This window comes from Allochromatium warmingii (assembly GCF_900107145.1).
In the GTDB taxonomy this organism is placed as follows: Bacteria; Pseudomonadota; Gammaproteobacteria; order Chromatiales; family Chromatiaceae; genus Thermochromatium; species Thermochromatium warmingii.
On sequence record NZ_FNOW01000007.1, the window covers coordinates 23,140 to 49,873 of the forward strand.

The 26,734-nt window shown below is 58.1% G+C and carries 27 protein-coding genes; 20 read left to right on the plus strand and 7 right to left on the minus strand.

What is annotated here, in order from left to right:
• Positions 1-21 precede the first annotated feature (21 nt).
• Together cydD and cydC are read left to right on the plus strand one after the other, a co-directional pair.
• Positions 22-1,800, plus strand: a complete 1,779-nt coding sequence (gene cydD / locus BLW10_RS03340; RefSeq protein WP_091332382.1) for a thiol reductant ABC exporter subunit CydD — start codon at positions 22-24, stop codon at positions 1,798-1,800.
• On the plus strand, positions 1,797-3,524 hold the full coding sequence (cydC, locus tag BLW10_RS03345) for a thiol reductant ABC exporter subunit CydC (RefSeq protein WP_091332383.1): 1,728 nt from the start codon (positions 1,797-1,799) through the stop codon (positions 3,522-3,524). The genes cydD and cydC overlap by 4 nt, the downstream gene beginning before the upstream one ends.
• Positions 3,525-3,628: 104 nt before the next feature.
• Here cydC and BLW10_RS03350 read toward each other — a convergent pair whose 3' ends face one another.
• On the minus strand, positions 3,629-4,924 hold the full coding sequence (locus BLW10_RS03350) for an MFS transporter (protein ID WP_091332384.1): 1,296 nt from the start codon (positions 4,922-4,924) through the stop codon (positions 3,629-3,631).
• A 440-nt stretch (positions 4,925-5,364) separates the two neighbouring features.
• Between BLW10_RS03350 and BLW10_RS03355 the strand changes: the two genes are divergently transcribed.
• The 3 genes from BLW10_RS03355 (at position 5,365) to BLW10_RS03365 (ending at position 8,538) form a co-directional block, all read left to right on the plus strand.
• Positions 5,365-6,546 carry a PP2C family protein-serine/threonine phosphatase gene (locus BLW10_RS03355; RefSeq protein ID WP_177168970.1) on the plus strand — a complete coding sequence of 394 codons (1,182 nt, stop codon included), beginning with the start codon at positions 5,365-5,367 and terminating at the stop codon, positions 6,544-6,546.
• Between the two features lie 16 nt (positions 6,547-6,562).
• A complete protein-coding gene (locus tag BLW10_RS03360) occupies positions 6,563-7,633 on the plus strand; it encodes an HD-GYP domain-containing protein (protein ID WP_245709067.1) in 1,071 nt (356 codons plus the stop codon).
• A 125-nt stretch (positions 7,634-7,758) separates the two neighbouring features.
• Positions 7,759-8,538, plus strand: a complete 780-nt coding sequence (locus BLW10_RS03365) for an HAD-IA family hydrolase (RefSeq protein WP_091332447.1) — start codon at positions 7,759-7,761, stop codon at positions 8,536-8,538.
• Here the strand turns inward: BLW10_RS03365 and infA are convergent.
• The 4 genes from infA to trxB all read right to left on the minus strand — a co-directional run bounded on the left by infA (position 8,523) and on the right by trxB (position 11,335).
• On the minus strand, positions 8,523-8,741 hold the full coding sequence (gene infA / locus BLW10_RS03370) for a translation initiation factor IF-1 (RefSeq protein ID WP_012971469.1): 219 nt from the start codon (positions 8,739-8,741) through the stop codon (positions 8,523-8,525). The two genes, BLW10_RS03365 and infA, sit on opposite strands and share 16 nt — an antisense overlap.
• Positions 8,742-8,834: 93 nt before the next feature.
• Positions 8,835-9,608: an arginyltransferase gene (locus BLW10_RS03375; protein ID WP_218139686.1), complete on the minus strand. Its 774-nt coding sequence runs from the start codon at positions 9,606-9,608 to the stop codon at positions 8,835-8,837.
• 10 nt (positions 9,609-9,618) lie between these two features.
• Complete coding sequence (aat, locus tag BLW10_RS03380) at positions 9,619-10,356, minus strand: leucyl/phenylalanyl-tRNA--protein transferase (protein ID WP_091332387.1); 738 nt, start codon at positions 10,354-10,356, stop codon at positions 9,619-9,621.
• Positions 10,357-10,366: 10 nt separating this feature from the next.
• Positions 10,367-11,335, minus strand: a complete 969-nt coding sequence (trxB, locus tag BLW10_RS03385) for a thioredoxin-disulfide reductase (RefSeq protein ID WP_091332388.1) — start codon at positions 11,333-11,335, stop codon at positions 10,367-10,369.
• A 243-nt stretch (positions 11,336-11,578) separates the two neighbouring features.
• Between trxB and BLW10_RS03390 the strand changes: the two genes are divergently transcribed.
• The 8 genes from BLW10_RS03390 to BLW10_RS03425 all read left to right on the plus strand — a co-directional run bounded on the left by BLW10_RS03390 (position 11,579) and on the right by BLW10_RS03425 (position 18,386).
• Positions 11,579-12,070 (plus strand): C40 family peptidase, encoded by a 492-nt coding sequence (locus BLW10_RS03390; protein WP_091332389.1) that lies wholly within the window; start codon positions 11,579-11,581, stop codon positions 12,068-12,070.
• 191 nt (positions 12,071-12,261) lie between these two features.
• Complete coding sequence (locus BLW10_RS03395) at positions 12,262-12,630, plus strand: high-potential iron-sulfur protein (protein WP_091332448.1); 369 nt, start codon at positions 12,262-12,264, stop codon at positions 12,628-12,630.
• Positions 12,631-12,712: 82 nt separating this feature from the next.
• Positions 12,713-13,570 carry a hypothetical protein gene (locus tag BLW10_RS03400; protein ID WP_091332390.1) on the plus strand — a complete coding sequence of 286 codons (858 nt, stop codon included), beginning with the start codon at positions 12,713-12,715 and terminating at the stop codon, positions 13,568-13,570.
• Positions 13,571-13,689: 119 nt separating this feature from the next.
• Positions 13,690-14,313, plus strand: coding sequence for a 23S rRNA (uridine(2552)-2'-O)-methyltransferase RlmE (rlmE, locus tag BLW10_RS03405; protein WP_091332391.1), 624 nt, complete (start codon positions 13,690-13,692; stop codon positions 14,311-14,313).
• Positions 14,314-14,385: 72 nt separating this feature from the next.
• Positions 14,386-16,296 (plus strand): ATP-dependent zinc metalloprotease FtsH, encoded by a 1,911-nt coding sequence (gene ftsH, locus BLW10_RS03410; RefSeq protein ID WP_091332392.1) that lies wholly within the window; start codon positions 14,386-14,388, stop codon positions 16,294-16,296.
• Between the two features lie 3 nt (positions 16,297-16,299).
• Positions 16,300-17,634: a phosphoglucosamine mutase gene (glmM, locus tag BLW10_RS03415; RefSeq protein ID WP_091332393.1), complete on the plus strand. Its 1,335-nt coding sequence runs from the start codon at positions 16,300-16,302 to the stop codon at positions 17,632-17,634.
• 18 nt (positions 17,635-17,652) lie between these two features.
• The gene (locus BLW10_RS03420) at positions 17,653-18,087 is read left to right on the plus strand and encodes a type II toxin-antitoxin system RatA family toxin (protein WP_091332394.1); all 435 of its coding nucleotides are present in this window, start codon (positions 17,653-17,655) and stop codon (positions 18,085-18,087) included.
• Positions 18,084-18,386 carry an RnfH family protein gene (locus BLW10_RS03425; protein ID WP_091332395.1) on the plus strand — a complete coding sequence of 101 codons (303 nt, stop codon included), beginning with the start codon at positions 18,084-18,086 and terminating at the stop codon, positions 18,384-18,386. Before BLW10_RS03420 ends, BLW10_RS03425 begins: the two co-directional genes overlap by 4 nt.
• Here the strand turns inward: BLW10_RS03425 and BLW10_RS03430 are convergent.
• The gene (locus BLW10_RS03430) at positions 18,369-19,430 is read right to left on the minus strand and encodes a metal ABC transporter solute-binding protein, Zn/Mn family (RefSeq protein ID WP_342707500.1); all 1,062 of its coding nucleotides are present in this window, start codon (positions 19,428-19,430) and stop codon (positions 18,369-18,371) included. The two genes, BLW10_RS03425 and BLW10_RS03430, sit on opposite strands and share 18 nt — an antisense overlap.
• Before the next feature lie 253 nt (positions 19,431-19,683).
• Positions 19,684-19,860: a hypothetical protein gene (locus tag BLW10_RS13925; protein WP_177168971.1), complete on the minus strand. Its 177-nt coding sequence runs from the start codon at positions 19,858-19,860 to the stop codon at positions 19,684-19,686.
• A gap of 89 nt (positions 19,861-19,949) precedes the next feature.
• Between BLW10_RS13925 and ndk the strand changes: the two genes are divergently transcribed.
• The 7 genes from ndk (at position 19,950) to bamB (ending at position 26,732) form a co-directional block, all read left to right on the plus strand.
• Positions 19,950-20,378, plus strand: coding sequence for a nucleoside-diphosphate kinase (gene ndk, locus BLW10_RS03435; protein ID WP_091332397.1), 429 nt, complete (start codon positions 19,950-19,952; stop codon positions 20,376-20,378).
• Positions 20,379-20,401: 23 nt separating this feature from the next.
• Complete coding sequence (rlmN, locus tag BLW10_RS03440; RefSeq protein WP_091332398.1) at positions 20,402-21,508, plus strand: dual-specificity RNA methyltransferase RlmN; 1,107 nt, start codon at positions 20,402-20,404, stop codon at positions 21,506-21,508.
• Complete coding sequence (gene pilW / locus BLW10_RS03445) at positions 21,496-22,290, plus strand: type IV pilus biogenesis/stability protein PilW (protein WP_091332399.1); 795 nt, start codon at positions 21,496-21,498, stop codon at positions 22,288-22,290. The genes rlmN and pilW overlap by 13 nt, the downstream gene beginning before the upstream one ends.
• 96 nt (positions 22,291-22,386) lie before the next feature.
• Entirely contained in the window at positions 22,387-23,424 is a 1,038-nt protein-coding gene (locus BLW10_RS03450) for a RodZ domain-containing protein (protein WP_091332400.1), read from the plus strand.
• A 68-nt stretch (positions 23,425-23,492) separates the two neighbouring features.
• Positions 23,493-24,755 (plus strand): histidine--tRNA ligase, encoded by a 1,263-nt coding sequence (hisS, locus tag BLW10_RS03455; RefSeq protein WP_091332401.1) that lies wholly within the window; start codon positions 23,493-23,495, stop codon positions 24,753-24,755.
• A 27-nt stretch (positions 24,756-24,782) separates the two neighbouring features.
• The gene (locus BLW10_RS03460; protein WP_091332402.1) at positions 24,783-25,409 is read left to right on the plus strand and encodes a YfgM family protein; all 627 of its coding nucleotides are present in this window, start codon (positions 24,783-24,785) and stop codon (positions 25,407-25,409) included.
• A 30-nt stretch (positions 25,410-25,439) separates the two neighbouring features.
• Positions 25,440-26,732, plus strand: coding sequence for an outer membrane protein assembly factor BamB (bamB, locus tag BLW10_RS03465; protein WP_091332403.1), 1,293 nt, complete (start codon positions 25,440-25,442; stop codon positions 26,730-26,732).
• The last annotated feature ends 2 nt before the right edge of the window (positions 26,733-26,734 follow it).

Here is a 26,734-nt window from a genome sequence, read left to right on the forward strand (position 1 = left end):
ATTCGGCATTAGGAATAGCGCATGTCTGTCAATGCTTGGCTGAAATCACACCGTCCGCTCGCGGGAGCGGCGCTGCTGCGTGCTGTGTGGTTTAACACTGCAAACGGCGTGTTCGCGATCATGCAGGCGTGGGCGCTGGCGGTGATCCTCGATGCGGTGATCTTCAAACACGCGGGTTTGAGCGCGGTGCAGCCCTGGTTGTGGGGGTTATTGGGATTATTTGGCATGCGGGCGCTGAGTGTCTGGTTGGCCGAACGCTCGGCGTTTCACGCTGCCGCGCAGGTGCGGGCGACCTTGCGCGATCAGGTACAGCGGCATCTGCAACGGCTCGGCCCGAGTTATCTCGCCGGTCAGCGTAGCGGGGCGCTCGTCGAGACGCTGACGAAGGGTATCGACGATCTTGAGGGCTATTACGCACGGTTTTTACCGGCGATGACGCTGGTGATGATTCTGCCATTGGCGATTCTCGCGGCGGTCTTGCCGATGGATTGGCTCGCCGGGCTGGTGCTGTTAGTCACTGCGCCGCTGATTCCACTGTTTATGATCTTGATTGGCTCAGGCGCGGAGGCACGCAATCAGCGCCAATGGACGCAGTTGACGCGCATGAGTGCGCATTTTCTCGATGTGATTCAGGGATTAACCACGCTCAAGCTATTTGGGGCCAGTCGGCGCGAGGTGGCGATTATTGCGCAGGTTTCCGATGCGTATCGCCACAGTACGATGCAGGTATTGCGAGTGGCGTTTTTATCTTCAGCGGTGCTGGAATTTTTCGCCACTGTCGGGATTGCGCTTGTCGCGGTGTTTATTGGCTTTCGGCTCTACGGGCTGGCGGTGCCGATGCCGACTTGGATTGTGATTCCCGATGTGACCTATTTACAGGGCTTATTTGTGCTGATGCTCGCGCCCGAGTTTTACGCACCCTTACGCAATCTCGGCACCCAATATCATGCGCGATTGGGCGCAGTCGCAGCGGCTGAACAGTTGATGCAGGTGCTCGATACCGCGCCGACCCAGATCAATCTTGGCACCCAGCCGCTGGCGGTGACTCGTCCGCTTGGGGTGCGGTTTGAGGCCGTGTGTTTTAGTTATGAGCCGAGGCGCGAGGCGCTCACTGACCTGAGTTTTGCGATTCCGCCCGGGCAACGCATTGCGCTCGTCGGCACCAGTGGCGCGGGCAAAACAACTGTTGTCAATCTGTTGCTGGGGTTTTTGGTGCCGAGCGGCGGACGGATTGTGATTGGCGAACAGGCATTAGCTGACCTCGATCTGGCCGATTGGCGGCGACAGCTGGCGTGGGTGCCGCAGTCGCCGCGTCTGTTTCAGGGCACACTGGCCGATAACATCCGGCTCGGGCGACCAGATGCCGAACTTGACGCGGTGCGCGAGGCGGCGCGGCGGGCGCGGGCGGCGGAGTTCATCGACGCGCTGCCGCTGGGTTATGACAGTCCGGTCGGTGAGCGTGGCGCGGGGCTGTCGGGCGGGCAGATTCAGCGGATTGCGTTAGCGCGAGCTTTTTTGCGTGATGCGCCGTTGGTGGTGCTCGATGAGGCAACCGCCAATCTCGACCCGGAGAGCGAGCGGCTGGTTCAGGAAGGCATCGACGAGCTGGCCCGCGACCGCACGCTGTTAGTTATCGCGCATCGTCTCAACACCGTGCGCCGTGCCGATCAAATCCTCGTGCTCGACGGCGGGCGGATTGTCGAGCAGGGCACCCATGATGCGCTACTGGCTGCCGACGGACGCTATGCAAGAATGATCGCGGCGCACGGCCAGCGTCAGCATCGGAGTCAATCGGCATGAACGAACTGCGCCGTTTATGGCAACTTTTTCAGCCCTATCGTGCTTGGATGCTAGTCGGCACGCTGGCAGCGATTCTGACCTTGCTGGCTAATGTCATGCTGATGGCCGCTGCTGGTTGGTTCCTGACCGCGATGGCAGCAGCCGGTGCAGCGGGCGTGGCGATGAATTATTTCACGCCGGCGGCCATGATTCGCGCCAGTGCCATGCTACGCACCGCTGGCCGCTACAGCGAACGGCTCGTCAACCACGAGGCGACCTTTCGGCTGATTGCCAGTCTGCGTGTTTGGTTTTATCAGCATCTCGAACCGCTCGCTCCGGCGCGATTACAGCACTATCACAGCGGCGATCTGTTGAGCCGTATCCGCGCTGACATCGACGCGCTCGATACTCTCTATGTGCGAGTGCTGGTGCCGGTGGTGGTGGCCAATGTCAGCCTGCTGCTGTTTACGATTTTCCTGTTGATCTATCACCCGCTACTGGCGCTGTCAGGTCTGACTTTTTGGGTGCTGGCTGGGGTGGCGCTGCCGATTTGGTCGCAAGCGCGTGGACGACAACCCGGACAGCGCATTGCTGAGGACGAGGCCGCGTTGCGCTCGGCGGTGATCGACGGTGTGCAGGGGCTGGCCGAACTGACGCTCTATGGCGCAGCCGAGCGCCACGCCCAGCATATCGACGGTCTGAGCCGCCGTTTGATTGCCGATCAAGCACGCCTGTCGAGCGATCACGGACTGACGCAAGCGGCGGTTGGACTCTGCGCTGGTTTGAGCCTGTGGGTGTTGCTGTGGATTGCGATTCCGCTGGTTGAGAGCGGACGGCTGCTGCCACCGCAATTGGCGATGTTGGCGCTGTTCATGCTTGCCAGCTTCGAGGCGGTCGCGCCGCTGCCGCAAGCCTTCCAGATGCTCGGGCGCACGCTGGCCGCTGCCCAGCGGCTGTTTGCGATTGTCGATACCGAACCGGCAGTCGCCGAGCCAAGTACGCCTTCACCGCAACCGGAGCGGTTTGACATCGCGTTCACGGCTGTCAGCTTCAGCTATCCCGATGCCGCACGTCCGGCACTCACCAATATCACGCTACAGGTTCCGCAGGGTACGCGGGCGGCGGTGATCGGTGCGACCGGCTCCGGCAAAAGCACGCTGTTTAATCTGCTGCTACGATTTTGGGCGGCAGATGCGGGCAGTATCCGCATCGGCGGGCATGAGATTCTGGATTTTCACGGCGACGCGCTGCGCCGTCACATCGCTGTTGTCAGTCAACACACGCATCTGTTCGATGCCACCATCCGCGAGAATCTGCTGCTGGCCAATCCTGAAGCCAGTCAGGACGCGATTGAGTCGGCGTGTCGCGTGGCGCAGATTCACGATTTCATTGCCACGCTGCCCGAGGGCTATGACACCTGGGTCGGTGAAACCGGCGTGCGGCTGTCGGGCGGTCAGGGGCGGCGGATCGCGGTGGCGCGGGCGCTGCTCAAGGATGCGCCGATTCTGCTGCTCGACGAGCCGACCGAAGGGCTGGATGCAGCTACTGAGCGCGATCTGATGCAGGCGCTTGACGCGCTGATGGTCGGGCGCACGGTGCTGTTGATTACGCATCGTCCGGCGGGGTTAGATTGGGTCGATCAGGTGCTGGTGCTCGATCAGGGACGCGAGCTGGCGCGGGGGGATGTCTCGGTGATTCCGCAGGCGATGCAGGCGGTGCTGTTGCCATTGCGGGCTGTGGAATAGTTCCGTGTTTGAATTGTTTTATGTAACCGCACAGGCGCAAAGGACACGAAGTCTTTTTAAGTATTTTTAAAAAATCTTTGCGCCCTTTGTGGTTACAAATCAATTTACTTTTCGTTGAAACGCACCACTAAACATAACCCTAATAGCAGGACGTTAATCGCACCAACCAGCACAAAGGGCGCATAGGAAGCAATTCCGTCGAATAGCCGCCCACCAATCGCCGTGATAATTAAAATGCCAATCGCACCAGCGACATTAAATGCGCCCATCACCGAACCACGCTGATGCGGTGGCGCTTCCTGTCCAACCAGTGACTGTGACGCTAAATACACGCTGATTTGCCCAATTCCCAGCAGCACGCAGAAGAACCAGGCCCCGCTTGGCGTGATGTCCGTCATCCAAATCACCGCTAAATTGCCAATCGCCGCTAATGCCATCGCAATCGCTAATCCAGTTACGCGATTGATGCGATCCATAAACGGCCCCATAATTGGGGCCCAGATCAATGCGGCAACTTGCGCAAGTACAAAAATAATCGTACCGTTTTTGATCGCTTCAGCAGTATCAAATCCTGCTGCTTGAGCGGCTAAGTTACCCCAAAGAATTAAAAAGGTTGCATTGACTGCTTGATCGCCGCGTGCAATAAAGGCTGCCAAATAAGCTAAAAAAATACGCGGATTGCGTGCTTGGGCAAAACCACTGGTCAATAAATCGCGCACCGAGGGCCGCTCAGAATGATGCGTCGGTGTGCCTTTTTGTAATCCCAACCACACCAGCACCGCGACTACACTTGCAATTCCTGCAACCAAGTAATGCGTTATATAACCGGCTGTTATCGTGTCAAAGCCATTCGCCGTTAAATGTTTTGGCAGACTACCAACGAATTGATTGATAAAAACAATACCGAAACCACTGAGAAAGCCAACCGTTGCAACTAATTTACCGCGTGAGCATTCGGCGGGATAATCAGCCATCACCGTTGATAAGGCGGTCGCCACAGTGACCACACCCAGCGCATAAATGACGCGATAAAAATAGAGTTCATCAACCGAACCGGCTAGGGGATAGAGCACATAGGTCAGTGCCAGCAGCAGAAAACCTACTGCGAAAATTAACCGCCGCCCGACGCGATCAATTAAAATCCCGGCCGGAATAAACAATGCTAGGGTAATAATCTCTGTCCAAAATACCAGATTACCGCTAATTGTGCCCTGTTGGTCAATCGGAATACCAAGATGCGCGTTGAGAATATAAGTCTGCCCAATGGCGATAAAAGTCATTAAGCCAATGGAAAAAAAGGCGCTAAACAGCAGCGTTGCGGCTTGCCAGCGCGTAACCCCCGAAACAAGCTGAATCGGGCCGAGGCGGACAGTAGGCGCAGTAGAAGTGAGGTCTGACATCGCGTGAATCTCAGGGCTGGATGGGTGGAGGGAACTGTGCATTATTCCATCCGCCGCGCACGACGTCTCGATTTGAATTAGTGGTCAGCGAAGCAAAAAAAGCCGCTCAAAAAACTGTGAGCGGCTCGATATCAGGAGGAGTAGATGATTTCGTGGATACGAGATTAGCAATGATGCGCCGCGAATGATTTGAAAATTCTCAATTGTCAAGCCCCAACAGGTTGAAGTGTGACGCCTGTCAGTTTATGGCAAACCCTGAGGATCGGCAGAACTGAAGGACTACGGGAAGCGCCAGGGCACTGCCGCCAAAACAACACGCCGTTACTGGATTTTTTGCCTGCGAGTCGCTGATCGCCGAAAAGGTCATGGAATCTTCATCGAAGCGGCAGGTGCTCTCGATTATAGTGCGCGAGGATTGTTTCCCTGCCAATGCGTGTAAAATGGATACAGCTTACGACTACGACCCAGATGCGCTGGTGTCGTCTGCTCCGCTGCCGCGAGCGATGCGGCCCCGCATTTTAATTGTTGATGATAGTCCTGAGGTAATCTGCCAGATCGACGCGCTGTTACAGGCCCAGTACAGCATTCTGGTTGCCAACAGCGGATTACGGGCATTGGAGATTCTGGAACAAGCGCCCGGCGTAGATTTAATTCTGCTTGATGTTTTGATGCCCGATCCTGATGGATTTGAAACCTGCCGACGAATTAAAGCGCATCCTGATTGGTGTCAGATTCCGCTGATTTTTTTAACTGCTCTGGATTATGAAGGCCATGAAGTGACTGGCTTATCATTAGGCGCGGTTGATTATCTGGCAAAACCCATTGTTCCCGCCGTGCTGCACGCTCGCTTAAATACGCATCTTGAATTAGCGCGGGTGCGCTGTGCATTACAACAGCATCTGAATCAATTAGCCGAAGAGCGGGCGCTGGTTGAAGCATGCCTGATGCGATTGCATACCGACCGACGCTTTGATGCACGTTATGTTCGGTATTTCATGCAGCCGGTTGAGCGTACTAGCGGTGATTTGTGTTTAGTTGCTTGGACGCCGGATGATCGGCAATGGGTCTTAGTGGGTGATTTTACGGGGCATGGTTTAATTGCGGCATTAGCCGGGCCACTGGTTAAACAGATTTTTTACAGTCATTGCGCCGCTGGTGATGCGCTGGAAACGCTGATTGCGACGCTCGACACACATCTATACGAACAGCTCCCAACAGGACGCTTTATGGCGGCCTATCTTGCGGAGGTATCTGCCGACCGGCAGCAATTGCGGCTGATGAATGCGAGTATGCCGGAAGGGCTGCTCTTTATGCCGTCGGGGGCGTGTGAGCATCTGACCTCACGGGCACTGGCGCTGGGCATTGCGCCTGAATTTGCTGCGCCGGATCGGCTGCAAACGTTGCGGGTTGAGCCGGGGGCGCGGCTGCTCTTGGTCAGTGATGGCGTACTCGAAACGACTGCGCCCGATGGTGAACAATTTGGGCTAGAACGGCTACTTACGTCCTATCAAACACTGTGGCAACGCGGCGGTTCGCTACACGACATGCTTGCAGACTTGCGCTATCATCGGGGCCGGACTGCGCTTGAAGATGATGTCTTGATCTTAGAATTGACCCTGTAACAGGACACATTTTGCGATGATGCGACCGCCCAGCACCGCACTCCACTGGAACGCACTCACCACCCGTCAAACGCTGCTGGCTATTGATGATGACCCGATGACGCTGTCGATTATTGATGCGGCGTTACGTGAAGAATTTCGCATTTTGGCGGCACAAGACGGCGAACACGGTTTAAATCTCGCGCAACGCGACCCATCCCCGGATTTAATTCTGCTTGATTTAGCCATGCCCGGACTGGATGGCTATGCTGTCTGCCATGCCCTGCGCATTCATCCGACAACACAGCACATACCGATTATTTTTTTAACCAGTCACAATGACGAATTTTGTGAAATCCGCGCCTTTGAACACGGCGCAACTGATTATTTATCAAAGCCGATCAGCCCGCGTCAATTACAAATTCGCGTGCGAGCGCATCTCGCTTTTTTTCAGAATCAGCGCGTTCTCGAACAGCGTGTCGCCGAACGCACTCAAGAAAACGAACGGCTCCAGCAAGATTTGCTCGATACATTAGGACGTGCTGCTGAGTTCCGCGACAACGAGACTGGTCAGCATGTACAACGCATGAGCCATTACAGCCGACTGCTGGCGCGGGCGGCTGAGTTAGACGCAACAAATACGGAACTACTATTTCGTGCTGCGCCGCTGCATGATGTTGGCAAAATCGGCATTCCAGATGGCATTTTGCTCAAACCTGGGCCGCTTACGGATGAAGAATTTACCTGCGTGCGTCAACATCCAGAAATTGGCGCAGCGATTCTCGGAGGCCGCGACAGCGCATTAATGTCGCTGGCGCGGACGGTTGCACTTACCCATCACGAACGCTGGGATGGCAATGGTTATCCGCAACACTTAGCGGGCGAAGCAATTCCATTAGCTGGACGCATTGTAGCGATTGCTGATGTATTTGATGCACTGACCTCGGCGCGTCCGTATAAAGAACCCTGGTCAGTCAAACAGACTTTAGACTGGATGCACGAACAACGCGGGCGGCATTTTGATCCACAATTACTCGATCATTTTTTACGGATTCAGCACGAAATTTTAGAAATCAAATTGCGCTTCGCTGATGAACCGCTGAATTAAAACAGATTTAAAAAATTCTCTTCATTCTGCGATTTTCTGCGCATTCAGCGGCTGAATTAACAAACCATCAAATAATGCTTGATGACACAACCGCCCGCCCCCTCAGCAGACCGGAGCCAACGCGCATGTACGGATTAAAAGCACTGATTTTTGATGTCGATGGCACCATCGCCGACACCGAACGCGACGGCCATCGTCCGGCGTTCAACGCAGCCTTTGCCGCTGCTGGGCTGGATTGGCACTGGGATCCGGCGCTGTATGGGGAGCTGTTAGCGGTAACAGGCGGCAAGGAACGCATCCGCTATTTCATGCAGCGGGCGGGGATCACGCTCGACCCAAGTGTAGATGTTGAGGCATCTATTGCGGCGCTGCATCGTGATAAAACCGCACACTACGTGAAGCTATTGCGTCAGGGTGCGATTCCACTGCGGCCGGGGGTGTTGCGGCTCTGGCGCGAGGCGCGGGCCGCTGGGGTGCGGCTGGCAATTGCGACCACCACCACGCCGGAGAATGTCATCGCGCTGCTCGAACATGCCGGCGAACCCGGATTAGCAAGCTGGTTTGAAGTCATCGCCGCCGGCGATGTGGTGCCGAACAAAAAGCCTGCACCCGATATTTTCACCTATGCCTTAGAACAGCTCGACCTAAAACCGGAGGACTGCCTAGCAATTGAGGACTCAGACAACGGCGCACAGGCGGCGCTGGCGGCGGGGATTCGGGCGCTAGTCGTCACCGTCAACGCTTACACAGCCGATCAGGACTTTGGCGCGGCGGCACTGGTGGTCGATCAACTCGGCGAACCGGATTCACCCGTGCGGGTGCTGGCCGGCGATCTGGGCGGGCGGGCGTGGGTTGATCTCGCTGTGCTCACACAGCTTGCGGCTGACTGTTACCGCGCACGATAAACGATTCGGCCCTTGGTCAAATCATAGGGCGTCAGCTCGACTGTGACCTTATCGCCGGTCAGAATGCGGATATAGTGCTTGCGCATTTTGCCGGAGATATGCGCAGTCACGGTATGACCGTTCTCAAGCTGAACACGGAACACGGTGTTTGGCAGGGTCTCCGTGACCGTGCCTTCCATCTGAATAACGTCGTCTTTTGACATAATAAATGCGTGGTTTGGATTGCGCGGGTAGCCCTTGAAAACAAAGGAGTGTACCACATTCGCTCCCAAAGACGCGAAGCCGATCACGGATTCTCAAGCACTGCCTGCGCCGGTGCGCCCCAAGCTGCCAGTCAACCCCTGCCCGCGCTCAAAACGCCGCCACTGCCGCCCATCCCACGCTTCTATCGGACGGAAGCGTTCTTTGTACACCATCTTGCGCGAGGCGCTGATCCAGTAGCCGAGATAAAGATACGGTCGCCGAAAAAGCTGGGCCATCCGAATCTGCATCAGCACACAAAAGGTACCGAGTGCCCGTTCGCGCAATGCTGGATCGAAGAAGGTGTACACCGCCGAAAACCCCAGCGGGAGCAGATCGGTCACGGCCACGCCGACCAAGCGCCCACCGAGCCGAAATTCGATCAAGCGTGTATTTCCACCCCAGGGGTCGATTAAAAAACGCCGGTAGCTGTCCTCTGAGGCATCCTCCGCCATGCTGCCGTCCGCATGACGCGCCTGTAGATATTGCTGATACAGCGCGAAATGTTCGGCGCAAAATGCAGCCGGGCCGTCATGCCAAGTGATGTCAGCGGCATTGCGCTGCCAGGTGCGCCGCTGCGAGCGATTCGGCACAAAGGCTGCCACCGGCAAACGCACTGGTGTGCAGGCGGTGCAGTTCTGACAAGCCGGTCGATAGATATGGGCACCGCTGCGGCGAAAGCCACAATCGATAAGCGCCTGATAACTCTCGCTGTCGAGACGCACACGCGGATCGACAAACAGCGTTCGCGCTTGCTGCCTGTCGAGATACGCGCAGTCATGTTCGCCCGTCACATACAGCGATAGTAACTGGCCCGTGTCGAGTTTCATCACGCGCATTCTAAGCGTCAGCCGCCGTGACGATCTGGATGGCACTGGCCGGACGCTCGCCGCCATCATCCCAACTGTGGACATAGCCCGGACGTGAGCCATGATGCGCCAAGCGCGTTAAAAACTCGACGCGAGACACTTCACGCGCCCCCATGCGCAACAGATGCGCAGTGGTCATCTGGCAGTCGATCACCCCGAATCCCCAGTCGCGTAGCTGTTCACACAACCGCGCCAGCGCGATTTTTGAGGCATCGCTAACACGGCTAAACATGGATTCACCAAAAAACGCCCGACCAATCGCCACCCCATAGAGGCCGCCGACGAGCATATCGTCCTGCCAGACCTCGACCGAATGCGCCAGCCCAAGCGCGTGCAATCGTTGATAAGCGACGATCATGTCCGGCACCAGCCAGGTACCGCCCTCGGCATCACGGGGCGCGGCACAGCCGTGCAACACAGCGGCAAAATCCCGATCTAGCGTCGTCACCAGCGTACTGCGCCGCAAGCGTTTGCGCAGACTGCGCGAGCCGTGAAAGTGCTCAGGCAGCAAAATCGCACGCGGATCGGGCGACCACCACAGAATCGGATCGCCGGCACTGAACCAGGGAAAAATGCCGCGCCGATAAGCGTGGAGCAGACGTTCGGGGCTGAGATCGCCGCCCACAGCGAGCAAACCATTCGGTTCACGTAGCGCCAGCGCCGGATCGGGAAAGCGCGTGCAGTCGCATGGATCAAGCAGCGTCAACATGATGCAAGCGTCAGGCGTGTCCGGCGAGCGCGAGCGCCTCGAGATATTTTTCGGCATCGAGCGCCGCCATACAGCCGCTGCCCGCTGAGGTGATCGCTTGCCGGTAAACCTGATCCATCACATCGCCAGCGGCGAACACGCCCGGTACCGAGGTCGCGGTTGCGTTGCCCTGGGTGCCGCTCTGGACTTTGATATAACCGTTTTCCATCTCCAGTTGACCGGCAAAAATCGCCGTGTTCGGCGTGTGGCCGATGGCAATAAAGATACCTTGTAAATCAATCTCTTGCGTTTCGCCAGTTTGCACCTGCTTGATGCGCATACCGGTGACGCCGGTAGCATCGCCGAGCACCTCGTCGAGTACGTGGTTCCACGCAATCCGCACATTGCCGGTTGCAGCTTTATCGAGCAGTTGTTGCTGCAAGATTTTCTCAGCGCGGAGCGTGTCACGGCGATGCACCAGCGTGACTTCCGAGGCGATGTTCGAGAGATAGAGCGCCTCTTCGACGGCAGTGTTGCCGCCGCCGATGACCGCAACTTTTTGATTGCGATAAAAAAACCCATCGCAGGTCGCGCAGGCCGAAACGCCGCGCCCGCGAAATGTCTGTTCTGACGGCAGCCCCAGATATTGCGCACTCGCGCCAGTGGCGATGATGAGCGCATCACAGGTGTAGGTCGCCGAATCGCCAATCAGCGTGAACGGGCGAGCGGATAAATCCGTGGTGTGGATGTGATCGAAGATGATCTCAGTCTCAAAGCGTTCGGCATGACGGCGCATCCGCTCCATCAGCTCCGGGCCTTGCACCCCGTCGGGATCGCCCGCCCAGTTATCCACTTCAGTGGTCGTCATCAATTGGCCGCCCTGTTCTAAGCCAGTGACCAGCACCGGCTTGAGATTGGCGCGGGCGGCATACACGGCAGCGGTATAACCGGCGGGGCCAGAACCGAGAATTAACAGTCGGCAGTGTTTGGTGTTGCTCATTTTTTATGTACTCGCAAGCGCCAGCACTGGCCTGCAATGTGCTTTCCAGAGCGGCACAACCATAACGGAAGGTCATAAAACACAGTGGTGTTGTGGCGTATCACTGTAAACGCACTGCAATGTAGCGTAAAGACCAGCCGGCCGCGATCTGGGTTCAGCGCGATTGACAGCCGACCCGTCGCGGCGCTACAAACGCAAAATTCAACAATTCCAGTGATCTAGCTCAGTGTTTGCGAGTGATTGATGAAGATTCAAACCACGCCCCCCACACGTCCCCGTCTCCTGCACCTGAGCCTCTGGCTGCTGGCGCTGGCGATTCTAGCTGGTTGTGCCAGCAAGGGCGGACAGGATGACGGACTGAGCGCCCGCCGCGCTGAATTAGTCGGCAAAACCCTCGCCCAAGTCGGCACGCCCTATGTCTACGGCGGCAAGTCACCGCTAGAAGGCTTTGATTGCAGCGGCCTGACCCATTATGCCCATCGTCAAGCCGGGTTAGCGATTCCGCGCACCGCCGCCGATCAGCAACGGGCAGCGCATCCGGTGCCGCGCAGTCAATTAAAACCGGGTGATATGGTGTTTTTCAAAACTGGGCCAACGGATTATCACGTCGGGCTGATGATCGACCCGCAACGCTTTGTTCATGCCTCGACCTCGCGCAGTCAGGTGCGCGTCGATCAGCTTGATACGCCATATTGGAACAAGCATTACATTGGTGCGGGAACCTATCTGCGCTAACACCTTCAAAGCACGCATCCGCGCCATGATACAGAACGCGGCGTGGATGCAGCCTGATTGAAAAGCACGGTTCAAAGCGGCAAACAGGCTCGCCTTTTCAGTCAAGCTGTAGCACAATGCCGAACGGCTTCCGGTTGTCTGCCGGAAGTGTTGAACTCATCACCTCGATATTCTATTTAGGAGTGACATTCATGTCCGATCAGCCAATCAGCCAGAGCCGTCGTGACGCTGTCAAAGTGATGCTGGGCACCGCTGCCGCCATCCCGATGATTAACTTAGTCGGTTTCGGCACTGCTCGCGCTTCAGCTCCGGCTAATGCTGTGTCCGCCGACGATGCGACCGCGATTGCCCTGAAGTACAATCAGGACGCCACCAAGTCCGAGCGCGTCTCGGCAGCCCGTCCGGGTCTGCCGCCGGAAGAACAGCACTGCGCTAACTGCCAGTTCATGCAGGCTGACGCCGCTGGCGCAACTGATGAGTGGAAAGGCTGCCAGCTCTTCCCCGGCAAGCTGATTAACGTCAACGGCTGGTGCGCTTCTTGGACGCTGAAGGCTGGCTAATCGCCCACGCCTGATCGGTTCGGATGCAAACGGGGCCGCTGGCCCCGTTTTTCGTGGTCGTGTCATTTCTGGGGTTCTACGCATGTCATCCGAAGGTTCCAGCGAATTTGCCCATGCCCGTCCCTACAAAGGCTTGAACGCGAACACTGCGCCCGAATCAGCCGCACCACGACGGTTATCACTGGTCTTTGTGCGCGGCATTATTTGGAGCCTAATCGGGATGATCTATGCTCCGTTGTTCATCGGGCTACTGTCACTGGCACGCGGGGCTGAATTGGGCAGTGTGTCCTATGTACTCGCCGCTGCACTGGCTGGCGGCGCGGGCGCGATTCTCTACGGTGCCCGTGAGTTGGCGTTGATTAGCACGGGTGTTGGTGCCGTGTCGGGTCTGGGACTGTTGATTCTGGCTCCGGCGCAAGCGAGCCTAACCAATACAGTCGTTATTGCCGCGCTGTTGGCGGCGGTGGTGGGCGTTACGCTGTCGTTTCCGCGTCGCTGCACGCGCCATGTTCCCGGTAAATTAGTCGCCGGCGTGGTGACCGGAGCCTTTGTCGGCGCGGTACTGGCCATCGCCGAACCCTGGCACGCTCATGCGTTTTCGACCTTTGCTGCGCTGGCCTTTTTAACCAGCGCCAACGGCATTTTATACGCTGGCAGCGTGCGCGGTTGGATTCAGCTCTCGCGGCGCATTGGAATGGAGTCGCATCCCTGTGAGCTGATCGAGGGCGTCACGATGGCGATTTTGGGCGCGATTGCCGCTGGTAGCGTCTGGATGGTGGTCTCGCCCTTGCTCGGCTTGGAAGCGGCTGGGTTCTGGCAGTTGGCGAGTCTGACGATGCACGATGAAATTCCGTCCGCTTTTTTGGGTGGACTACTCGGCGGCGGTCTGGCGGGAATGCTGCTCGAACTCTTCCGTTTTCCCTGGGTACATGATGTCTAAGCGGGTTGCAGACACGCAGATAGCCGCTGCGCCTGTGGTAGGCTGTCCGATTCGCGGCCCGCTGCGGCGGGCCGGTTCAGTTTATTGGTCTATTTGATCGCAGATTGGTAGTGACACGCATGGCACGCAGTTCATCTAGTCGCCGCTGGCTCGACCGCCATCGCAATGATCCCTATGTTCAGCGCGTGCAGCGCGACGGCTACCGCTCGCGGGCCGCGTATAAACTGCTGGAGATTCAAGAAAAAGACCGCATTCTCCAATCTGGAATGCGCGTGGTCGATCTGGGTGCAGCGCCGGGCAGTTGGTCACAGATTGCCCAGCGATTGGTCGGCGTAACTGGGCGTGTGGTGGCGCTGGATATTTTGCCGATGGAGCCAATCGCTGGCGTCAGCGTGCTCTGTGGTGATTTTCGGGAAGCAGCGGTGGTTGCAGCACTACGCGACGCAATCGGCGATGCACCGCTTGATGTCGTGCTCTCGGATATGGCCCCGAATATCACCGGCACGGCGGTTGTCGATCAAACTCGGGCGATGTATCTAGTTGAATTAGCCTTAGAACTGGCGCACAGCCAGTTAAAACCCGGCGGAACGCTCGTTACCAAAGTGTTTCAGGGCGCGGGCTTTGATGACTATCTGCGCACCCTGCGGGCGAGCTTTAAACAGGTCGCTTCGCGCAAGCCGAACGCATCACGCGCTGAGAGTCGTGAAGTGTTTTTGGTCGCAAAGGGCTTTTTTCGGCCCTAAAATTCCTGCATCGAGCGTCGTTGTTTCCCGCGTTGTCGCGTTTTTTTTACGGGGTCGTGAGCCGTGACTGATATGGCGAAAAATTTACTGCTGTGGGTGGTCATCGCCATTGTGCTGATGTCCGTGTTTAATAATTTCACCGCGACCCACTCGACGCCGCGCGATCTGGACTACTCCGATTTTATTGAGCAGGTCAAGCAAGGCGGCGTGAAGGAAGTGACGATTCAGGGGCGGGTGATCGAGGGCGTCACCGAGGCCGGTCAGCGGTTTCATACTTACAGCCCGGGCGATGATGGTTTAGTCGGCGATCTGCTCAATCACAACGTCATTATCAAGGCCGCACCGCCGGAAGAGCAGTCGCTGCTGATGCAACTGTTGATTAACTGGTTCCCGCTGTTGCTGTTAGTGGCGCTGTGGATCTTTTTCATGCGCCAAATGCAGGGCGGCGCCGGCGGGCGCGGGGCGATGTCGTTTGGCAAAAGTCGAGCGCGGATGCTCTCGGAAGATCAAGTCAAGGTCACATTTCAGGATGTCGCCGGCGCGGAAGAGGCCAAAGAAGAAGTCGTCGAGATGGTCGATTTTCTTAAAGATCCGGCCAAATTCCAAAAACTTGGCGGCAAAATCCCCAAAGGCGTGCTGATGGTTGGCCCGCCCGGGACGGGTAAGACGCTGCTGGCGCGGGCGATTGCTGGTGAAGCTAAAGTCCCGTTTTTCACCATTTCCGGCTCGGATTTTGTCGAGATGTTCGTCGGCGTCGGCGCATCGCGGGTGCGCGATATGTTCGAGCAGGCCAAAAAGCACGCGCCCTGCATCATCTTTATCGACGAAATCGACGCCGTTGGACGGCATCGCGGCGCGGGTCTCGGCGGTGGGCATGACGAGCGCGAGCAGACCTTAAATCAGCTTTTAGTCGAGATGGACGGCTTTGAGGGCAATGAGGGCGTGATTGTGATTGCTGCGACCAATCGCCCCGATGTGCTCGATCCGGCGCTGTTGCGGCCCGGGCGTTTTGATCGGCAGGTCGTGGTGCCGCTGCCGGATGTGCGCGGACGCGAGCAGATTTTGAAAGTTCACATGCGCAAAATTCCCGCTGCCGAAAATGTCAAAGCGTCGATTCTGGCACGCGGCACGCCGGGCTTTTCCGGTGCTGATTTAGCCAATCTGGTCAATGAAGCCGCGCTCTTTGCCGCTCGCGCCAATAAAAAATTGGTCGAAATGAGCGACATGGAACAGGCCAAAGACAAGATTTTAATGGGCGCAGAACGCCGCTCAATGGTGATGACCGAAGAGGAAAAGCGCCTGACGGCCTATCACGAATCGGGTCACGCGATTGTCGGACGGCTGGTGCCCGATCATGATCCGGTGCATAAAGTCAGCATTATTCCGCGTGGGCGGGCGCTCGGCGTGACGCTGTTTTTGCCCGAAGATGATCGCTTTAGCTATAGCAAGCAGCGGCTGGAAAGTAATATTTCCAGTCTCTTCGGTGGGCGCTGTGCCGAGGAATTAATTTTCGGTGCCGATAGCGTCACCACGGGTGCGCAGAATGATATTCATCGTGCGACTGAAATTGCACGGAATATGGTCACAAAATGGGGGCTATCGGATCGACTCGGGCCATTAGCCTATAGCGAAGAAGAGCAAGAAGTGTTTTTGGGTCATTCGGTCACGCAGCATAAAAGCGTCTCTGATGAAACCTCGCATTTAATTGATGAAGAAATTCGCCGCGTTATTGATCGCAATTATGTGCGGGCGCTCAATCTATTACGCGAGCATTTAGAGCAGTTGCACGCGATGGCCGCCGCGTTGATGAAATATGAGACCATCGACGCTTCACAGATTGACGATATTTTGGCCGGACGTGAGCCGCGTCCGCCGCGTGATTGGGAGGATGATGAGCCGCATCGGCGCGTGCCGACTCAGCATGCACAGAAAGATGATAGCGACGATGGCTTTGAGGTCGGTAGACCGGCCGGGGAGCACTGAGCGATGCGCCAGTATTTTGGCACTGATGGCATTCGCGGGCGGGTCGGTCGCGGTCATATCACGCCGGATTTTGTGCTCAAACTCGGCTGGGCCGCCGGGCGCGTGCTCGGGCAGGGTCGCGGTAAGATCTTGATTGGTAAGGATACGCGCATCTCTGGCTATATGTTCGAGTCGGCGCTCGAAGCCGGTTTGGTCGCGGCCGGGGTCGATATTCGGCTGCTCGGCCCGATGACCACGCCCGGCGTTGCGTATTTGACGCGCACCTTTCGCGCCTGCGCCGGAATTGTTATCACCGCCTCGCACAATCCGTTCGATGACAATGGCATCAAGTTCTTCTCGGCTGACGGCGATAAGCTCCCCGATGAGGTCGAGCTGGCGATTGAAGCTGAACTCGCCCAGCCGTTGCGCACGGTAGCATCGAGCGAACTCGGCAAAGTTAAACGCATCGATGATGCCAACGGGCGCTATATCGAGTTTTGCAAGAGCACGATTCCGGCGTGTATGAATTTTCGCGGGCTAAAAGTGGTCGTCGATTGCGCTCACGGTGCGACCTACAATACCGCACCATTTGTGTTCGAGGAATTGGGCGCTGAGGTCATCCGGCTGGGCACCGAACCGGATGGTTTTAACATCAATCAGGGCGTCGGTTCGACCGCACCGAACGCGCTGTGTGAGACGGTGGTACGCGAGGGCGCGGATCTCGGCATCGCCTTCGATGGCGACGGCGACCGCGTGTTGATGGTCGATGCGCACGGCACCCTGATCGACGGCGATCAACTACTGTACGTGATCGCCAAATCGCGTCTACTCAGTGGCGCCATGCGCGGCGATGTGGTCGGGACGTTGATGAGCAATCTCGGCGTTGAACACGCGCTCAAGCGGCTCGGTATCGGCTTTGCGCGGACACAGGTCGGCGACCGCTACATCATGGAGCGGCTCAAGGCACAGGATGGCATTCTCGGCGGCGAACCTTCGGGGCATCTCATCTGCCGCGACCGCACGACGACCGGCGATGGCATCGTTGCGGCGCTGCAAGTGCTGGCGGCGCTCGACCGACTCGGCACGCGGCTCGAAGACATCGCCACGGAAGTCGAACGCTATCCACAGGTGCTCATCAATGTCCGGCTCGACCAACCGCGAGCGGCGCTCGACCGGCCCGAGGTACAAGCAGCGGTGACGGCTGCCGAGCAGGAATTGGCCGGACGTGGACGGGTGCTGTTGCGTCCGTCGGGCACGGAACCACTGGTGCGCGTGATGGTTGAGGGGGCGGAGCGGGTTCAGGTCGAACACCTGGCCGAACACCTCGCCGCCGCTGTGCGTGCGCCACTCACCGTTTAATCGTGTTTCGGAACCATCGTGGCTATTGTTAGAAAAAGTGCTCTGGTGCCGTATTCAGCGGCGCGTATGTTTAATCTCGTCTATGACGTGACAGCCTATCCGCAATTTTTGCCCTGGTGTGATAGCGCCAGCGTCATTTCGGAGACTGATGAAAAAATCTGCGGTCAAATCGGCGTGCATCGCATGGGCATTCGTCAAACCTTTAGCACCTGTAATCGGTTTGAACGCGACCGCTTGATGCACATTGATTTACTCGATGGGCCGTTTCGGAAATTAGTCGGGGCGTGGCGCTTTACGCCACTGCGCGACGATGCCTCAAAAGTCGAATTGGAATTGGAATTTGAATTTTCTGGGCGCTTGATTGATAAAGCGTTTGGCAGTGTTTTTAATCAAATTGCCAATACCTTAGTCGATGCGTTTTGCAAACGTGCCGATGAGGTCTATCGACAGTGACTGAGTATTTGCAAATCGCTGTGGCCTATGTTGGCACATCTGATCAAGCACTGCGGGCACTGGAAGTCCGCACCGGCACCAGTGTCCGCGATGCGCTTGAGCAATGCGGTCTGCTCGATCAATTCCCCGAAATTGATCTGGAGACTACTCATAAAGTGGGCATCTTTGGTCGGCTGGTGAAGCTCGATCAAGCGGTCGCAGAAGGCGACCGCATTGAGATTTACCGCCCGTTATTAGCCGATCCGAAAGCGGCGCGGAAGTCAGCGTCCAGCCGCCAGCTTTCAGCGACCCGTATCTAGCTGTGACGAATCAACTGCCGTGAGCACCTGCACCAGATGACGCAGGCTACCGATATAATCCGCCGATAGCGTATCAATCACTGCCACGCGCCCGCCGATTTCACGCGCAACCTGTTGTGCGGCCTTTGTTGAAAGCTGCGGCTGGGCCAGAATCACGCGCACTCGGTCACGGCGTGCTTGTTTAATCAGCGCAGCTAAATAGCGCGGCCCAGGTTCTTTGCCTTCGGATTCAATGGGAATCTGGGTTAAGCCATAGGCATCGGCGAAATAGCCCCAAGCTGGGTGATAGACCATCAAGCGGCGATGCTGTAATACATCTAACTGGGCGCGAATCTCGGCATCGAGTGCATTTAATTCGGCGCTGGTTTGCATCAGCCGTGCTTGGTAATCAGCCGCGTGCGCCGGATCCCATTCGCTTAATGTCAGCGCAATCTGTTCGGTCAAGCGAATCACTAATAGTGGACTCATCCAAATATGTGGATCGGGTTCAATCTCGGCTTCGGTTTGATGTTCATGCTCATGCGCATGTTGATCTTCATGGTCATGGTCATGCGCTTCTAAACGACGGCGAGCAATACCATTGCTGAGATCAACAACGCGCAGCGTTGGATTAACGGCGCGAATCCGCTCCATCCATGCTGCTTCAATGGGCAGACCAATCCGAAAATAAAGATCGGCCTGTGCCAGTCGCGCCATTTGCCCTGGAGTCGGCTCATAAGCGTGCGGATTAGAACCCGCATTGACCAGCGCCTCGACCTGTACGTGCTCGCCGCCGATCTGTTCGACGAAGGTTTGTTGCGGTAACACGGTGACAAACACGCGGATTGGCTCGGCGCTCAGTAGGGTTGCTGGCAGACAGAGTAGAAAGATGAAGGTAACAACATACCGGTGCATGGCGACCTCAGTCAGGGTTAGGTATACGGTTAGGTGTAGGCGGTAAGTCGGTTCAAGATGGATGAGATCATCGCTGGCCTCGGCAACTGCGCCGTTCGCTGGAACGCACGCGGTTGCCGTGCTCGTCGGTACCCGAAATGGTTGTTTCAATACCCAATGCGCGTTAATCTTATCGTTGTATTCGCGTGGCGGTTGCCTCACAGATACTTGGAGCTGCTAACTGATCGCTGATTTTTGCTCAAATGTGTTGACAGATGCTCAGGATGAGCATTGCTTGAGGCCGCTAACAGCGGTTTAACGACGAGCTGATAGAGGACATTGCAAGTGGCCAAGCTTCGGTTTGGCGCTTTACCGCAAGGGGATGAAACCTTTGGAGAGCTTGATCGATTGAGGGAATCCGGCGCTACTGAGCGTCACGGGCTTGAGTTGGGCGGTTCGCCGCGTCAACCAAGTGCAGATAAATCCATTGAGCAAGTTTGCTCAAGTTAAATGGAGCAGCAGCTAACAGCAGATGGCGTACCATCCGCCGCCCCGGATCGGCAATCGAGTTGTCAGCCGCCTGTGGGCCGTTGTCAGACACACGGCATCCCGCCGCCTCTCAAGCGCGTTTCCAATCCGCCTTAAACCAAGTCTTTCATTCAGATCAATGCCCCAGTGTTAGGAGCCAGTATGGCTATTGAGCGCACCCTGTCTATTATCAAACCGAATGCTGTTGCCAAAGATGCCATTGGTGCCATTCTCGGCCGCTTTGAGACCGCTGGACTCAAGATCGTCGCTGCCCGCATGTTGCACATGAGCCGCGAGCAAGCCAGCGCGTTTTATGCGATTCATCAGGGCAAACCGTTCTTTGATGAACTGGTCGATTTTATGATTTCTGGCCCGGTGATGGTGCAGGTGCTCGAAGGTGAGGACGCGGTTGCCAAAAACCGTGAGATTATGGGTGCAACCAATCCAGCACAGGCCGCGCCGGGCACGATTCGGGCGGATTTCGCTGACTCGTTCACCGAAAATGCCGCGCACGGTTCGGATTCACCGGACAATGCCGCCGTGGAGATCGCCTTCTTCTTCCCCGAAGGCGTCTGCCCGCGCACCCGCTGAACTGCTCGCCGTCCCGCCGCACCATGCGCACCGCGTCGCGCCCGTTGAATCTGCTCGACCTCGATCTTGCGGGGTGTGAGTCGCTGCTGACTGGGCTGGGATTTAAGGCGTTTCATGGGCGCAATCTGTTCAAATGGCTCCATAAACACGGCGTCAGCGAATTTGACGCCATGACCGATCTGCCCAAAGCACTGCGCACGGTGCTCCGCGAACAGGTCGCGATCCGCGTGCCGCAGGTGTTGCAGTCCCATCCGTCCGCTGATGGGACGATCAAATGGGTGCTGGAACTCGACGACGGTCAGCGCGTCGAGACGGTGTTTATCCCCGAAGGCAAGCGCCGCACGCTCTGCGTGTCCTCGCAGGTCGGCTGTGCGCTGGAATGCGCCTTCTGTGCTACAGCGCAGCAGGGGTTTAATCGCAATCTGAGCGTCGGCGAGATCATCGGTCAGGTGTGGCAGGCGGCGCGTCAACTCGGTGTTGCGCCAACCAATGTAGTGATGATGGGCATGGGTGAACCGCTGGCCAATTTTGAGGCGGCGGTGACGGCCATGAACATCATGCAGGATGATCTGGCCTATATGCTGGCCAAACAGCGCGTGACCCTGAGCACGTCGGGCATTGTGCCGAATATCTATCGGTTGCGCGAAGTCAGTGAGGTGTCGCTGGCCGTCTCGCTGCACGCACCGACCGATGCCCTGCGCGATGAACTCATGCCGATCAATCGCAAATATCCGCTCGCCGAGCTGATTCCAGCATGTAAGCACTATGTCGCGGGTGACACGCGGCGCAAAGTGACTTGGGAATATGTCATGCTCGACGGCATCAACGACAGTCTGGCGCACGCCAAGCAGTTGATCCGCTTGCTCGAAGGCGTGCCGTCGAAAGTCAATCTGATTCCGTTTAATCCGTTCAGCGGCAGTGCGTTTGGCACTTCACCGCCGGAACGGGTTGAGGCGTTCCGGGCGCGATTGGCGCGTTCGGGGATTTTTACCATGACGCGCAAAACACGCGGCGATGAGATCGCAGCGGCCTGCGGGCAATTGGTCGGGCGGGTCGAGGATCGCACGGGACGGCGCGAGCGGTTGCGCGTGACACTGGATACCCAGCGGGAGGCGCGATGCAGTCCATAAGCAACGCGGTGCGGGTCGCGGTGAGCGTCGTTGGTGCTTGGTCGCTGCTGGCCTGTGGCGGTCAGAGCACGCGCTCAGCGAGCGGGGCGACGGAATTGGGTTTGGCGCAGCAAGATAGCCCAGCCGAACTCTATGTGGCGTTGGCGAAGGAATATCATCGTCTCGGTCAGACCGAGGTCGCTTTGCGCCGAGCGCAACAGGCGGTCAAGACCGATAAAAGCTATGCCCCGGCGCATGTGTGGCTGGCGTTTTTGCTCGAACAACTGCGCCAGACCGATGAGGCGGCGGATCATTATGCACGGGCGATGAAGCTCGCGCCGAATAATCCCGATGTGCTCAACGCCTATGGTTCGTTTTTGTGCAATCAACGCCGCTATGCCGAGGCTGATGCGCAGTTTGTCAAGGCGTCGAAAAATCCGGTGTATCCAACGCCCTGGATTGCGCTGACTAATGCTGGCAACTGTGCGCTAGAAGCCGGCGATCCGACCAAAGCCGAAACCCATTATCGCGCTGCCTTGCTGGGCAACCCAAATTTCGGCGCACCGCTGGCGAGCTTGGCGCAACAGGCGCTCAAACGCGGCGATGCCAAAGTCGCTAAGGATTATATTGACCGTTATTTTAAGCCGGACACGGTGCGGCTGCCGTCGGATTCCCGCATCGCGCTGCAAGTCGGTGCCGAGGCTGAACAGGCGCTCGGCAATCGCAAACGGGCGGCGTTTTATCGCAATGCGCTCGATAGCAATTTTCCGGCTGCGCCCGCTGCTGCCGGTCGTGCGCCCTAGCCTGAACCGCCCGCATCCCACCGGCGCAGCGGCGCTGACGGCGCGACCGCCAGTGACTGTGATACCGCCCATTGAACACCAAATATTGATGACGCCATGAGTTTATCGATCCACACCCCTGCTGATGCTGACGCGGATGCCGCCCCTGCGCCGGAGTCGCTCCCCAGTCCGGGGAGTCATCTGCGGGCGTTGCGCGAGGCGCGAAAACTCGACATCGAGCGCGTGGCCGCACAGTTGCATCTTCAGCATGCGGTCGTGGAGGCGATTGAGGGCGATCAGTACGACGCCCTGCCCGCGCCGGTGTTCGTGGTCGGCTATCTCAAAAATTATGCCCGCTTGCTCGGGGCCGATCCGACGCCAATTCTCGACGCCTATCGCCGTCTCTCCCCGCCGCGTGAATTGACCTTGACTCCCGCTTTGACGCCGCCGGATATGCCGCACTCGTTCGGGTCAAGCGGACGCTGGATTTGGCTGTTCGGTGTGGTGTTGCTGGGAGTGATTATCGGCGCGGCGACGCTGTGGATTCGTGCTCAGACGGCCGCCGAGCAAGCAAGCGATGTGCTCTCGCTCTCGACGCAAACTGATGCAGCAGCGAATACAGCCGCTGCCTCGGAGACGGAGACGGTGCAGGCCGCGCCGCCGGAGAGCATTCCACTGCGCAATACGCCCGCGCCAGCCACCGCTGCGACCGAGACGCCCGCGTTGACACCAACGGCTGCCGCCGTGCCCGCGCCAGTTGAAACCCTCGTTGCGGCAACGACCCTGGCTAAGGTGCCGAGTCAACCCGCCGCGCTGGTTGATGAGGAACGCGACGCCGATCAGGAGGACGCCGATCCGCCCGATAAAAAACCTGCCGCTGAGACGGCGGCACCGCCGCCCACCTCAACAGAAGTCGTGCTGGAGTTTGTCGGCACCTCGTGGGTTGATGTGCGGGCCGCCAATGGACGGGTTGTGCTCAACGGCGAGATGCGCTCCGGCGACCGGCGCGTGCTGGAAGGTGAGCCGCCCTACAAATTTGTCATCGGCAATGCCGCTGCCACCCAACTGACCATCGGCGGGCGACCCTTTGATCTCAAACGCCGCGCTCAGGGCAATGTTGCCCGCTTTGCGCTTGATCCAAAATCGTTTGAATAAGCCGGACTGTTGCCAAGCTTCGATCCGCCGCCCGCCCGTATCTGCTCTGATTCCAACCGCCCTGATCCATGCGTAAACACATCCAAGCCATTCGTGGCATGAACGATATTCTGCCCGAGCGTCTCGCCCTGTGGCAGCAGATCGAACACACCGCCCGCGCCGTGCTGGCCAGCTATGGTTACAGCGAAATTCGTACCCCAATCGTCGAAGTGACTGAGCTTTTTAAACGCTCCATCGGTGAAGTGACCGATATTGTCGAAAAAGAGATGTACAGCTTTGCCGACCGGCATGGCGATAGCCTCAGCCTGCGCCCCGAGGGGACGGCAAGCTGTGTGCGAGCGGCGATTGAGCACGGCTTGCTGACGCAACCGCAGCGGCTCTGGTATCAGGGGCCGATGTTTCGCTACGAACGCCCGCAGCGCGGACGCTATCGTCAGTTTCATCAGATCGGCGTTGAAGTCTTTGGGCTGACCGGGCCGGATATCGACATTGAGGTGATTTTGCTCACAGCGCGACTGTGGCAGCGACTGGGATTGAGCGGATTTCGTTTAGAAATCAACACGCTCGGCGACAGTGCCGAGCGTCAGCTCTATCGTGAACAGTTGGTCGCCTATCTCCAATCCCGCGCCGATCAGCTTGACGCTGACAGCCAGCGCCGCCTGAGCACCAATCCACTGCGCATTCTTGACTCCAAGCATCCCGAAACTCAGCGCCTGCTGGCGGATGCGCCGCGTCTGCTCGACGTGCTCGGCAGCGAAACCCGCGCTCATTTTGAGCGGCTGTGCGCCGGACTCGATGCGGCCGGGGTGCGCTATCAGATCAATCCGCGTCTGGTGCGCGGACTGGATTATTACAACCGCACTGTGTTCGAGTGGATCACCGATGATCTCGGCGCACAGGGGACGGTGTGTGCCGGTGGGCGCTATGATGGGCTGGTCGAGCAACTCGGCGGACGTGCGACCCCAGCGGTCGGCTTTGCGCTGGGTTTAGAGCGGCTGGTTGAGATTTTGGAGCAATCCGGTTTTACGGCGGCTCCGGCGCTGGATGTCTATCTGGTGGCGGTCGGCGAACGCGCTGAATTGGCAGCTCCGGCACTGGCCGAGCGGCTGCGCGATGCGCTGCCGAATTTACGGATGCAATGTCACTGTGGCGGCGGCAGTTTTAAGAGCCAGTTCAAAAAGGCTGATAAAAGCGGCGCACGCTTCGCCCTGATTCTCGGCGATGATGAACTCGACCGCGCCGTGATTGGCGTTAAAGATCTGCGCGGTGACTCAGAACAAGGCACGCCGTCGCAAGCCGAGCTGGCGTCGTATCTCGCCGCCCGGCTTTAGCCCTAACTGTATTGAACGGAGACTGGTGTGAGCTACGAAACCGACGACGAAAAAGTCGAAGCCATCAAAACTTGGTGGAAACAGAATGGTCTGTCGATCCTCGCCGGGGCGCTGGTTGGCTTGGGCGGCATCTGGGGCTGGCGGCTGTGGCTCAATTATCAAGACAGCACCGCGATGCACGCCTCGACCGTATTTGAGCAACTGATGCTCGATGCCGGTGACCATAAAACCGACGCTGTGACTCAGCAGGCGGCGACACTGCATGATGACTTTGCCGCCACGCCCTACGCGGCACTAGGCGCATTGGTCGCGGCCAAAGCCTTGCACGAAGCTGGGCAACACGACGCGGCGCTGACGGCGCTGCAACAGGCGATTGACACCGCGCCCGATCCAGCGATTGCGCACGTCGCCGCGTTACGCTTGGCGCGGTTGCAGTTAGCCGCGCAACAGCTTGATGCGGCGGCGAAAACGCTCGCACAGTACGATGTCAGCCCGGCGTTTGCCGCTGAATTTGCCGCCGTGCGCGGTGATTTAGCGACGGTGCGCGGCGATCTGGATGCCGCCCGCGCCGCCTATCAACGCGCCATTGAGCTGGGTAGTAGCCTGTCATCGCTGATTCGTCTCAAGCTCGATAACCTGCCTGCTGCCGGTTAGCCGACGATCACGGGTAACGGACACATATCCATGAATAGCGTGCGCGTTGGATCGGTGCTGGTACGACTCAGCTTAGTGGTGCTGCTGACGCAGACGCTGGTCGGCTGCGGTGGCGGTGGGCTGTTTGGGTTGGGCAAGGACGACGATCCCATGCCGCCGTCGCCGCTACCGACAGTTGCGCCGACGGTGACGCTCAATCTGCTCTGGTCACAGCGCCCGACACGCGGGACAGATGGGCGACAACTGGCGCTGGTGCCGGCGCTGGCGGCCGGGCGGCTGTATGTCGCCGATGCGCGAGGCCTCATCGTCGCGCTGGCGGCAGATTCGGGGCGCGAACTGTGGCGACGTGACACCGGTTTAGCATTCAGTGGCGGGCCAGCGGTGCAGGGCGAGCGGCTGGCGCTCGGCACCAGTCAGGGCGAATTGATCGCGCTTTCCACCCAAGATGGCCGCGAACTGTGGCGCACGCCGTTGGGGAGCGAAGTGCTGGCGCAGCCGCGCTGGGAATCGGCGGAACGGCTGATCGTCCATACACTCGATGACAGTGTATTCAGCTTGAATCCAGCAACCGGTCAAGTGCAGTGGCGCGTAACCTATCCGCCGCCGGTGCTGACCCTGCGCGGCAGTAGCACGCCGGCGCTGACTGATAGCGGCATTATCGTCGGGCTATCGGGCGGCAAGCTGGTAAAACTCGATCCGGCTGATGGTCTGCCGCTGTGGGAAGTGATCGTGACGCGACCGCGTGGCCGTTCCGAGCTGGCGCGGATTGCCGATCTCGACGCCGATCCGATTGTTATTGATTCAACCGTGTATGTCGGCGCATACAATGGCGATCTGGCCGCCGTAGACATGCAGCAGGGCGAGGTGTTATGGCGACGTGAACTGTCGGCTCATGCCGGACTCGCCGCCGATGATGCCGGACTCTATGTGACCGATTCCGAAGATCAAGTCTGGGGCGCGGAACGCAGCGACGGTGCGGGTCGCTGGAAACAAGATCAACTGCGCTATCGCCGACTCACTGCGCCGGAACGCCTCGGCGATTGGCTCATCGTCGGTGATTTTGAAGGCTATCTGCATCTGCTCGATAAACACGATGGGCGACTTGTCGGGCGCACGCGCTTGACCAAAGCCAGCCTCAGCGCCCGCCCGCTGGTTGTCGGCAATCGTGTGTATGTCTACGCTGAAGATGGCACGCTGGCCGCGTTGACTGCTGCACCGACGATGACCCAACCGGCGGCCTCGCCACCGGCCCCAAAACCCAACCCGCACGCAACCGTTACACCCAAACCGACACCGCCCGCCACCACTCAAGGGAAACGCTGATC

Coding starts and splice junctions, on each gene's coding strand:
- cydD (WP_091332382.1), top strand. CDS start 22: ATGTCTGTCAATGCTTGGCTGAAATCACACCGTCCGCTCGCGGGAGCG.
- cydC (WP_091332383.1), top strand. CDS start 1,797: ATGAACGAACTGCGCCGTTTATGGCAACTTTTTCAGCCCTATCGTGCT.
- BLW10_RS03350 (WP_091332384.1), bottom strand. CDS start 4,924: ATGTCAGACCTCACTTCTACTGCGCCTACTGTCCGCCTCGGCCCGATT.
- BLW10_RS03355 (WP_177168970.1), top strand. CDS start 5,365: ATGGATACAGCTTACGACTACGACCCAGATGCGCTGGTGTCGTCTGCT.
- BLW10_RS03360 (WP_245709067.1), top strand. CDS start 6,563: ATGATGCGACCGCCCAGCACCGCACTCCACTGGAACGCACTCACCACC.
- BLW10_RS03365 (WP_091332447.1), top strand. CDS start 7,759: ATGTACGGATTAAAAGCACTGATTTTTGATGTCGATGGCACCATCGCC.
- infA (WP_012971469.1), bottom strand. CDS start 8,741: ATGTCAAAAGACGACGTTATTCAGATGGAAGGCACGGTCACGGAGACC.
- BLW10_RS03375 (WP_218139686.1), bottom strand. CDS start 9,608: ATGAAACTCGACACGGGCCAGTTACTATCGCTGTATGTGACGGGCGAA.
- aat (WP_091332387.1), bottom strand. CDS start 10,356: ATGTTGACGCTGCTTGATCCATGCGACTGCACGCGCTTTCCCGATCCG.
- trxB (WP_091332388.1), bottom strand. CDS start 11,335: ATGAGCAACACCAAACACTGCCGACTGTTAATTCTCGGTTCTGGCCCC.
- BLW10_RS03390 (WP_091332389.1), top strand. CDS start 11,579: ATGAAGATTCAAACCACGCCCCCCACACGTCCCCGTCTCCTGCACCTG.
- BLW10_RS03395 (WP_091332448.1), top strand. CDS start 12,262: ATGTCCGATCAGCCAATCAGCCAGAGCCGTCGTGACGCTGTCAAAGTG.
- BLW10_RS03400 (WP_091332390.1), top strand. CDS start 12,713: ATGTCATCCGAAGGTTCCAGCGAATTTGCCCATGCCCGTCCCTACAAA.
- rlmE (WP_091332391.1), top strand. CDS start 13,690: ATGGCACGCAGTTCATCTAGTCGCCGCTGGCTCGACCGCCATCGCAAT.
- ftsH (WP_091332392.1), top strand. CDS start 14,386: ATGGCGAAAAATTTACTGCTGTGGGTGGTCATCGCCATTGTGCTGATG.
- glmM (WP_091332393.1), top strand. CDS start 16,300: ATGCGCCAGTATTTTGGCACTGATGGCATTCGCGGGCGGGTCGGTCGC.
- ndk (WP_091332397.1), top strand. CDS start 19,950: ATGGCTATTGAGCGCACCCTGTCTATTATCAAACCGAATGCTGTTGCC.
- rlmN (WP_091332398.1), top strand. CDS start 20,402: ATGCGCACCGCGTCGCGCCCGTTGAATCTGCTCGACCTCGATCTTGCG.
- pilW (WP_091332399.1), top strand. CDS start 21,496: ATGCAGTCCATAAGCAACGCGGTGCGGGTCGCGGTGAGCGTCGTTGGT.
- BLW10_RS03450 (WP_091332400.1), top strand. CDS start 22,387: ATGAGTTTATCGATCCACACCCCTGCTGATGCTGACGCGGATGCCGCC.
- hisS (WP_091332401.1), top strand. CDS start 23,493: ATGCGTAAACACATCCAAGCCATTCGTGGCATGAACGATATTCTGCCC.
- bamB (WP_091332403.1), top strand. CDS start 25,440: ATGAATAGCGTGCGCGTTGGATCGGTGCTGGTACGACTCAGCTTAGTG.